7 protein-coding genes are annotated in these 10,101 nt (G+C 64.0%); 3 read left to right on the top strand and 4 right to left on the bottom strand.

Annotated elements, in window-relative coordinates; translation table 11 throughout:
* Nucleotides 1-254: 254 nt before the first annotated feature.
* From EN939_RS09555 to EN939_RS09540, 4 genes are all read right to left on the bottom strand, one after another.
* Nucleotides 255-1,370 carry an aminomethyltransferase family protein gene (locus EN939_RS09555; protein ID WP_236383079.1) on the bottom strand — a complete coding sequence of 372 codons (1,116 nt, stop codon included), beginning with the start codon at nucleotides 1,368-1,370 and terminating at the stop codon, nucleotides 255-257.
* Nucleotides 1,371-1,439: 69 nt separating this feature from the next.
* Nucleotides 1,440-2,216, bottom strand: coding sequence for an ABC transporter substrate-binding protein (locus EN939_RS09550; RefSeq protein WP_127267820.1), 777 nt, complete (start codon nucleotides 2,214-2,216; stop codon nucleotides 1,440-1,442).
* A 125-nt stretch (nucleotides 2,217-2,341) separates the two neighbouring features.
* Nucleotides 2,342-4,099, bottom strand: coding sequence for a hydantoinase B/oxoprolinase family protein (locus EN939_RS09545; RefSeq protein WP_127267819.1), 1,758 nt, complete (start codon nucleotides 4,097-4,099; stop codon nucleotides 2,342-2,344).
* 1 nt (nucleotide 4,100) lies between these two features.
* Nucleotides 4,101-6,185: a hydantoinase/oxoprolinase family protein gene (locus tag EN939_RS09540; protein WP_127267818.1), complete on the bottom strand. Its 2,085-nt coding sequence runs from the start codon at nucleotides 6,183-6,185 to the stop codon at nucleotides 4,101-4,103.
* A gap of 220 nt (nucleotides 6,186-6,405) precedes the next feature.
* Between EN939_RS09540 and EN939_RS09535 the strand changes: the two genes are divergently transcribed.
* The 3 genes from EN939_RS09535 to EN939_RS09525 all read left to right on the top strand — a co-directional run.
* A complete protein-coding gene (locus EN939_RS09535; protein WP_127267817.1) occupies nucleotides 6,406-7,233 on the top strand; it encodes a ferredoxin--NADP reductase in 828 nt (275 codons plus the stop codon).
* A gap of 152 nt (nucleotides 7,234-7,385) precedes the next feature.
* A complete protein-coding gene (gene deoC, locus EN939_RS09530) occupies nucleotides 7,386-8,435 on the top strand; it encodes a deoxyribose-phosphate aldolase (protein WP_127267816.1) in 1,050 nt (349 codons plus the stop codon).
* Between the two features lie 73 nt (nucleotides 8,436-8,508).
* The coding region (locus tag EN939_RS09525; RefSeq protein ID WP_127267815.1) for an aldehyde dehydrogenase family protein at nucleotides 8,509-10,101 on the top strand (1,593 nt) is incomplete at its 3' end.

Here is a 10,101-nt window from a genome sequence, read left to right as displayed (position 1 = left end):
GGCGGACGCGTCGTTCTAACCATTGCGCCCGCCGGTTCCGCCCTGATCGACGCCCTGTCGCCGGAGCGTCGCGTCATTTATGACGACATCGAACAGCGCTTCGGCCACGAAAAGCTCGAGCAGTTGCTCGATCTGCTGGAGACGCTGATCGACGGCGAGAGCTGATCGTTCCGGCTACCGCAGAGGTTTCGACGGTCGCTTGGGTTGACGGCCCCGCATACCTTGAAAATGGCCGAAACACCCGATGGGGTCAGCTAACCTCGCAACCTCGCCCCTTCCGGATCGAAGAACGGTATCGGAGCCACCACCGCACGCGTCGGCTTACCACCGATATCAATGCTCAATTCGGTGCCGACAGCCGTGAAGGGCAGCCGCAGATGCGCGGTGGCCAGCACCTTGCCGAGGGAATAGCCGTGGTCGCTGTAGGTGACGATGCCGGCGTCCTCGCCATCGGCCAGAATCCTGGCATCGGCCGCGGCCGGCTTGTCGCCGTCGAGGATCAGTCCGACCCATTGCTCGTCGAGGCCCTTGTCGCGAACCTTGAGCAAAGCTTCGCGGCCGATGAAATCGCCCTTGTCGAACTTGATCCAGCGGTCGAGGCCGACATGGAACGGGGTGCGGGTCTCGTCCATGTCGATGCCGTGCGCCGGATAGGCCTTTTCCAGGCCCAGCGTGAACATCGCCAGCACGCCATAGGGTTTCAGGCCAAAGTCACGGCCGGTGCGCATCAGCGCGTCCCAGAGAGAGGCCGCCTCGTCGGCCGGCACGAACAGTTCGAAGCCGAGTTCGCCGGTGACGCCGGTGCGCGAGATCAGTACCCGCGTGCCGTTGATATGGCCCGACGTGAACGACCAGCGCTTCAGTCCATCCAGATCGGCATCCGCGATCAACGCTTTCAGCAGTTCGCGCGAGCGCGGACCCTGGATGGTCGGGAAGGCGATGGCCGCCGTGATGTCGGTGACATAGGCCTTGCGGCCCTGAGCGTGATGCTGCAGCCAGGGCAGCATCTTCAGGCGGTTGACCGAGCCGGTCACCAGCATGAAGTGCTCCGGGCCCAACCGAAACACGGTGAGGTCGTCCATGATGCCGCCATCCTCGCGGCAGACCGTGGAATAGCGGACGTGGCCCGGTTTCATGGCAGCGGCATTATTGACGATGACATGGTTGACCAGCGCCTCGGCCTCCGGCCCCTTGATATCCATCTTGCCCATGGTGCTGAGATCCTGCACGCCGACATTCCTGCGGGTGTTCAGGTGCTCGTCGGCAATACCGGAATAAGTTTTGGCCGAGATGAAATCGCCCCCGACACGACCCATGGTCGCGCCCAGCCCGACGATGCTGCTGTAGAAAGGGGAACGCCGCTCAGCCAAGGAAGTCTCCATCGTTCATGAAAAACGGCAGCGCCAGGCAGCGCTGCCGGAAGGCATTTGTTGTCGTTCTCAGCTGCCGTAGACGTCGAAGGAAAAGTATTTGTCGTTGATTTCCTTGTACTTGCCATTGGCGCGCAGCGCGTCGATGGCCGCATTGAGCTTGTCGGCCAACTCCTTGTTGCCCTTCTGCAGGGCGATGCCGACGCCGGGGCCGTGTATGGCCGGATCGGCCGTCAGCGTGCCGAGCAGCTTGCAGCAGGCGCCGTCTGGCTTCTTCAACCACTCGGTCAGGATGATCGAGCCGTCCATCATCGCGTCGAGGCGGCCATTGGCCATGTCGGTGCGGGCATCTTCGCCCGTCGGATAGGCCTTGACCGTCGAGCCTGCATATTTCTGGTCGGCGAATTTCTGGTGGATGGTCGCGGTCTGCACGCCGAGCGCCTTGCCTTTCAGGTCGTCCGGCGAGGAGCCTGATATGGTCGAATCCTTCGGTACGGCGATGGCCGGCGGCGTCTGGTAGTATTTGTGGGTGAACTCGACCTTTTCGGCCCGCTCGGGCGTGATGGTGATGTTGATGATGGCGTCGAACTTGCCGGCCTGCAGCGCCGGGATCGAACCATCGAAATCCTGCACGCTGAACTCGCACTCGGCCTTCATCTGCGCGCACAGCGCCTTCCCCAAGTCGATGTCGAAGCCGCCCAGCGTGCCGTCGGCACTGGCGTAATTGAAGGGCGGATAGGCGCCCTCGGTGCCGATCCTGAGTTTTTTGTCCTGGGCGGAGGCGGCGCCCGTGGCAAGGGTGAGAGCGACGGAAGCTGCAAGCACGAAACGACCGAAAAGACGCATGTTCGAGTTCCCCGTTGAAAGCGGGAAGTCTACGGGCTTTCATGATCCCGGCGGAGACGGAAACGACATGCGCTGCGGCGATCGCGGCGCGGCGAGCGGACCAAGCCCTCACGATTGGTCGTGCGTTAGCCGGCGCGCTGCTTGTTCGTCGCTGTCCGGTCGATGCCGAGTTCGCCTGCCGAGAGGACAACGCCAAATTTTTCGTTGGCTTCCTCGATCGTATAGTAACCCAACGCCACGTCGCGCAGCACCAGATCCGGATCGCGCTGCAGCGGATCGCCGTAGCCGCCACCGCCCGGCGTGCCGACACGCACGCGGTCGCCGGCCTTGAGCGCGATGTCCTGCTCCTTGGACAAATGCGGCGGTACATGTTCCTCGCCGTTGCGGAAGACGGTCACCATGTTGACCGCGCCATCCCTGCCGCCGAGTGCGCCTTGGGGGCCGAAACGGCCGTGATCCATGACGAAAGAAGCACGGGCGTCGCCGCGCAGGATTTCGACCTCATAGGCGAGGCCGAAACCGCCGCGATGCTTGCCGGCGCCGCCTGAACCTTCGCGCAAGGCATAGTGGCGGTAGAGCACCGGGAATGCCTGTTCCATGATCTCGACCGGCGGCGATTTGGAAATGCCGATGGTCGAGCAGCCATTGGTCAGTCCGTCATGGCCTGAATTTCCGCCGTAACCGCCGCCGGAGATCTGGTACATGACGTAATCGCGACCGCGCGCCGGGTCGTTGCCGCCGAGCGCGAAATTGCCGCTGGAGCCGGCGGGCGCCGCCGTCACCTTGTCCGGCAACGCCTGCACCATGGCCGCGAACACCGCTTCCGCGATGCGCTGCGACACTTCAGCCGCGCAGCCCGAGACCGGGCGTGGATATCTGGCGTCGAGGAAAGTGCCTTCCGGCCGCTTGACTTCAAGCGGTTCGAAGGCACCGGCGCTGATCGGCACATCAGGGAAAATGTGACGCATGGCGAGATAGACCGACGACAAGGTCGTCGCCAGCACACTGTTCATCGGCCCGGCGCAGGGCTTTGACGAGCCGGTGAAATCGAAGGTCAGCGTATTGCCCTGTTTCTCCACCGCGAGCGCGATGGTCAGCGGCTCGTTGACCACCCCGTCGGAATCGACAAACGCCTTGGAATGGTAGGTGCCGTCGGGAATGGCTGAGATGTTGGCGCGCATCTGCTCGGCCGCGCGGCGGCGCAGTTCGGCGATCGCCTCGACAACCGTTTCATCACCGTAACGATCCAGGATACCATTGAGCCGGTCCTGGCCGATCAGCAGTGCCGCAGCCTGGGCGCGGATGTCGCCGATGCGCTGGTCGGCAACGCGGATGTTGGAGCAGATGATGGCGTAGATCTCCGGATCGAGCACGCCCTTCTTGAACAGTTTTACGGGCGGCAGTCGCAGGCCTTCCTGCTCCACGGCAGTCGCCGAGGCCGAAAATCCGCCCGGGACCGAGCCGCCAATGTCGGGCCAATGGCCGGTGTTGGACAGCCAGCAGAAAATCTTGCCGTCCCGGTAGACCGGCATGGCGAAGCGCACATCCATCAGATGCGTGCCGCCGAGATAGGGGTCGTTGACGATGTAGATGTCGCCTGGTTCCGGCGGCAGGCAACGGCCGTCGGCGATCATCTCGATCACCGTCCTGGTCGAATATTGCATGACGCCGACGAACACCGGCAGGCCTTGGCTGCCTTGCGCGATCAGCGAACCATCGACGGCGGAATAGATGCCGTCGGAGCGGTCATTGGCCTCGGCGATGACAGGCGAGAAGGCGGCGCGCGAGAAGGTCAGGTCCATCTCGTCGCAGACCTGCTGCAGTGCCGCCTGGAGGACCGAAAGGGTGATGGCGTCGAGCTTTGCCCTATCAAGATTTGGCATCTCAGGCCTCGCCAATGTCGATGATGATGTTGCCGTCGGCGTCGCTGCGTGCGCGGTCGCCGGGTTCGAGCACGGTGGTGGCATCCACCTGTTCGAGGATCGCCGGCCCTTCGATTTCAGCGTCAAGCGGCAGCTTTTCACGCGCGTATACCGGCGTGTCGTGCCATTGGCCGGCGTACCAGACCGGCCGGATTTCGCGCCGCGCCTCGTCGAGCGTTGTTGCGCGCCCGGCCGGGTCGATCAGCCGCGACAGATCGATCGCCGGACGCACGCCAGTGACCGAGGTGTTGAGATTGACGAGGTTGGCGCGGATTTCCGGAAGCTCGACCTTGAAGCGGGCGAAATAGGCCTTTTCGAAAAGCTGCTGCAGCGTTGCCCGCGTCACCGATGAGGACGGCAGCGCCACGTTGATGATGTGGGTCTGGCCGACGAACTGCATGTCGGCGGAGTGGGTGACGCGGATCGTCTCCGGCTTCACCGCTTCCTTGCCGATCAGCTCTTCACCTTCGTTTCGGTGTCGTTCCAATACAGTATGAAGCTGTCTTTCGTCGAGCACCGCCACCGGCTGGTTGATGGTGTTGACGAAGTCATGGCGCAGGTCGGCGACGACGCAGCCGAGTGCGTTGGTGATGCCCGGACGCGCCGGCACCAGCACCTTGGGCAGGCCGAGTTCGCGCGCCAGGGCCGTTGCGTGCAGCGGGCCGGCGCCGCCAAAGGCGAACAGCGCGAAATCACGAGGGTCATGGCCGCGCGACACCGAGACCATGCGGATGGCGCCGGCCATCTTCATGTTGCCGAGCCGCAGCACCGCGCCCGCCGCCTCGACGCCGGAAAGGCCGGTCGCCTTGCCGATCTTGTCTTCGAAAATGCTGGTGACGCGCTCTGATGTGACGGGATTTTGGACCGCCAGCAGCTTCTTCGGCGCCAGCCGGCCGAGCACCAGATTGGCGTCGGTAATGGTCGGCTCGAGGCCGCCGCGTCCGTAGCAGATCGGGCCGGGATTGGCGCCGGCACTTTCCGGACCGATCTGGATCAGGCCGGCCGCATCGACGCGGGCGATCGAGCCGCCGCCGGCGCCGACCGTGTGCACCGCCACCATCGGCACATGGATCGGCATCGCATATTCGATCTCGATCTCGTTCGACACTGCCGGCTCGGCATTGCGGATCAACGCCACGTCGGTCGAGGTGCCGCCCATGTCATAGGTGACGAGGTTTTCGAAGCCGGCGCGTTTTCCCGTATAAGCGGCGGCGATGACGCCCGAGGCCGGGCCGGACATGACCGTCTTGGCCGATTCACGTGTGACGAAGCGGGCCGAGATCATGCCGCCATTGCCGTTCATGATCAGGAAGTCGCGGGCATAGCCTTTGGCGGCCAATTCCTTGCGCAGCCGCTCGACATAGCGCTCGAGGATCGGCTGCACTGAGGCGTTGACCGAAGCGGTCACGCCGCGTTCGAATTCGCGCGCTTCCGACAGCAGCGCATGGCCTGCCGTGATGTAGCCGTTCGGCCAGAGTTCGGTGGCGATTTCGACGGCGCGCCGCTCATGTGCCGGGTTGGCGTAGGAATGCAGGAAATGGATGACCAGGGATTCGCAACCGGCCGCTATCAGCGTCTGCACTGCGTCGCGCATCTCGGTCTCGTCGAGCGGCGTGCGCACCGCGCCCGATGCTTCGACGCGCTCCGAGACTTCGAGCCTGAGATTGCGCGGAATGATCGGCACGAAGCTGCCGGTCATGCCATAGGCCTGCGGCCGCGTGCGCCGGCCCAGTTCGATCACGTCGCGAAAACCGCGCGTGGTGATCATGCCGGTTTTCGCCAGCCGGCGTTCGAGCACCGCATTGGTGGTGGTGGTCGTGCCATGCACGATGAGGTCGATGCTATCGATGGCAAATCCGGTGGCGCCGAGTGCCGAAACCACACCGAAAGCCTGGTTGTCCACCGTGGTCGGCGTCTTGGCCAGATACACCCGGCCGCCGTCGCTTCCGTCGATCAGGAGCAGGTCGGTGAAGGTGCCGCCGACATCGATACCGGCGACGACATTTCCCCGGGAATTGCGCGCTTGCGCCGAAATATTCTCTTCCATCGTCGAAACCCGAAATGCGCGGACTACGGATATGCGCCAGTTTGGAAAGCTGTTTTAAGGGAGCATCTTGACGCAAATATCGTTTGTATACTAATAAATTCCGGACACAAGAGCTTGCCGCTTTGCAGTGTGCGAACAGCCCGCCGGGATCTGAATGGTCCGGGCGTGCAGGTGAAAGTTTGGCGCCCGCGTCCACGGTTGGGCCAGAAGGTTGGATTTGATGAACACCACATCCGCTCTCAACACCGCCGGCGCCCGACCGCTGCAGTTCCCGATTCCGGCCAACGTCTATGCCGAAACCGTCGTCTCGGTGAAGCACTATACCGATCGGCTGTTCTCGTTCCGCATCACCCGTCCGCAGTCGCTGCGCTTCCGCTCCGGCGAGTTCGTCATGATCGGCCTGCCCAATGCCGAGAAGCCGGTGTACCGCGCCTATTCGGTGGCGAGCCCGGCCTGGGACGAAGAGCTGGAATTCTTCTCGATCAAGGTGCCGGACGGCCCGCTGACTTCGGAGCTGCAGAAGATCCAGGTCGGCGACACCGTCATCATGCGCCAGAAGTCGACCGGCACGCTGGTGGTCGACGCGCTGACGCCGGCCAAGCGGCTGTTCATGATCTCGACCGGCACCGGCATCGCGCCCTTCGCCAGCCTGCTGCGCGACCCCGACACCTACGACAAGTTCGATCAGCTGATCCTGACCCATACCTGCCGCGACAATGCCGAGCTGACCTATGGCCAGGAACTGGTCGCAGCACTCGAAAGCGACCCGCTGATCGGCGAGCTGACCTCCGGGCGCGTCACGCTCTACAATTCGACGACCCGCGAGGAATCGGCACGCATGGGCCGCATCACCGCGCTGATCGGCTCCGGCAAGTTCTACAGCGATCTCGGCATCGACAAGCTCAACCCGGAAACCGACCGGATCATGATCTGCGGCTCGATGCATATGCTGAAGGACGTCAAGGAACTGGCCGAAAGCCTTGGCTTCGAGGAAGGGTCGCTGAGCCATCCAGCGACTTTTGTCGTCGAGCGCGCCTTCGTCGGCTGAGACGCACCAACATCTCGAAGTCTATGTTTTTGACCGCACGGTCAAAAATTGCTGCTTTCGCCGCCTTTTTCGGTTATGACCGCCCGCAGGACTCGTGAAGTACGGCTTCACGGGCTATCTTCGGCACACGTCGCTGAATGAAAGGGCAGGAGATGAGCAGCACAATCCGCGAAGCCGATGTCGGCTCGTCCAAGGTGACGCCGCTGCCCGCGCGTGCCGCCGCCAACACAGCCGTTCCCCCGGACCATCGCATTGCGCGCAATCCAGGCATGAAGCTCGACCTCGGCTTCATGGAATCGGTGCGCAGCGTCAATCGCTCGGCGCTGGAACGGCGCGTCGCCAGCCTGACCAAGCGGCGCTCGATAAAGGCCGACAACCAGGCGGCCTGGCTGCTGCGCGCCGTCGCCTGCATGGATTTGACGACGCTGAATTCCAACGACACCGAGGAGCGCGTGCGCCGGCTCTGCGCCAAGGCGATCAATCCGTTCCGCCGCGACATTGTCGAGGGCCTCGGCATATCAGGTGAAACCATCCGCCCGGCCGCCGTCTGTGTCTACCACCCCTTCGTTGCCACCGCCGTCGATGCCGTGCGCGGCACTGGCATCCATGTCGCCGCCGTCTCCACCGCCTTCCCGCATGGCCTTACGCCGCTGTCGACCCGCCTGCAGGAGATCGAGGCCTCGGTCCGCGACGGCGCCGACGAGATCGACGTCGTCATCCCGCGCGGGCTGGTGTTCGGCGCCAAATGGCGGGAGCTCTACAACGAGATCGTCTCGATGCGCGCCGCCTGCGGTGACGCGCATCTGAAGGTCATCCTCGGCACCGGCGACCTCGCCACGCTGCGCAATGTCATGCTGGCCTCGATGGTGGCGATGATGGCGGGCGCCGATTTCATCAAGACCTCGACCGGCAAGGAAAGCGTCAACGCGACGCTGCCTGTCGGCCTCGCCATGGTGCGCGCCATCAGGGCCTATTTCGAGGAAACCGGCTATCTCATCGGCTTCAAGCCGGCCGGCGGCATATCCACGGCCAAGGCCTCGCTCGACTGGCTGGTGCTGATGAAGGAAGAACTCGGCCGGCCCTGGCTGGAGCCCGAGCTGTTCCGCTTCGGTGCCTCGAGCCTCTTGACCGACATCGAGCGCCAGCTCGAGCACCATCTGACCGGACACTATTCGGCCAATCATCGCCACGCGATGGCATGAGACATTTACCCCCACCCCGATCGGCCTTGCCGATCGACCCTCCCCACAAGGGGGAGGGTGAAGGAGGCACCTGATGAACATCCTCGACCGCTATCACGCCATGGAGTACGGCCCGGCGCCGGAAGCCCGCAACGAGGCCGACGCCTGGCTTGCCGCGCGCGATTTTTCCAAGGCGCTGTTCATCGGCGGCGACTGGAAAGCCGCGTCCGGCGGCAAGACCTTCGAGACCAGCGAGCCCTCCTCCGGCAAGCTGCTGGCCAAGGTCTCGGACGCCAATGCCGCCGACATCGACGCGGCGGTGGCGGCGGCCACCAAGGCGTTGCCGAAATGGTCGGCAGCCTCGGGCTATGTCAGGGCCAAGGTGCTTTATGCCATCGGCCGCGCCATGCAGCGCCACCAGCGCCTGTTCGCGGTGCTTGAGACAATCGACAATGGCAAGCCGATCCGCGAAAGCCGCGACATCGACGTGCCGCTGGCGATCCGCCATTTCATCCATCATGCCGGCTGGGCGCAGGCGCTGGACAAGGATTTCCCCGGCCACAAGGGCGTCGGCGTCGTCGGCCAGATCATCCCGTGGAACTTTCCGCTGCTGATGCTGGCCTGGAAGATCGCGCCGGCGCTCGCCGCCGGCTGCACGGTGGTGCTGAAGCCGGCCGAGTTCACGCCGCTGACATCAATCCTGTTCGCCGAGATCTGCGAACGCGCCGGCGTGCCGAAAGGCGTCGTCAACATCGTCCAGGGCGGACCTGAGGCCGGCGTGGCCATCGTCAACCATCCCGGCATCCAGAAGATCGCCTTCACCGGCTCTTCCGAGGTCGGCAAGATCATCAGGAAAGCCACTGCGGGGTCCGGGAAAAAACTGTCGCTGGAGCTCGGCGGCAAGTCGGCCTTCATCGTCTTCGAGGATGCCGATCTCGACAGCGCCGTCGAAGGCCTGGTCGACGGTATCTGGTTCAACCAGGGGCAGGTCTGCTGCGCCGGCTCGCGCCTGCTGGTGCAGGAAGGCATCGCCGACGCCCTGATCGCCAAGGTCAAGACGCGGATGAGCCGGCTGCGCGTCGGCAGCCCGCTCGACAAGAACACCGATATCGGCCCGCTGGTCGACTTGACCCAGCTTGACCGCGTCAAGGGCCTGGTTGCCGAAGGCGCCAGGCAGGGCGCCGTCTGCTGGCAGCCGGATGCGGCGCTGCCGTCTTCCGGCTACTACCATCTGCCGACGCTCGCCACAGGTGTTTCGCCGGCTAACATATTGGCACAAGAAGAGGTGTTCGGCCCTGTTCTGGCGACCATGACCTTCCGCAACACCGAGGAAGCGATCGAGCTAGCCAACAACACGCGCTATGGCCTCGCCGCCTCGGTGTGGAGCGAGAACGTCAACCTTGCTTTGCACGTCGCGCCGCAATTGAAGGCCGGCGTGGTCTGGGTCAACGGCACCAACATGTTCGACGCCGCCTGTGGCTTCGGCGGCTACCGCGAGAGCGGTTTCGGCCGCGAGGGCGGGCGCGAGGGCATGTTCGAATATCTCACGGCAAAGCTGCCGCTCGGCCCGGTCATCAAGCCGGCGACGACCTCCGCACAGCCAGTCGAGCAGGCCGACGGCTCGGCAATCGACCGCACCGCAAAGCTGTTCATCGGCGGCAAGCAGGTTCGGCCGGACGGCAATTAT

The organism is Mesorhizobium sp. M7A.F.Ca.CA.002.05.1.1, from assembly GCF_003998335.1.
Classification (GTDB): domain Bacteria; phylum Pseudomonadota; class Alphaproteobacteria; order Rhizobiales; family Rhizobiaceae; genus Mesorhizobium.
The sequence above is the reverse complement of the archived record's forward strand: the minus strand, read 5'-3'. Positions and strand labels throughout refer to the sequence as shown.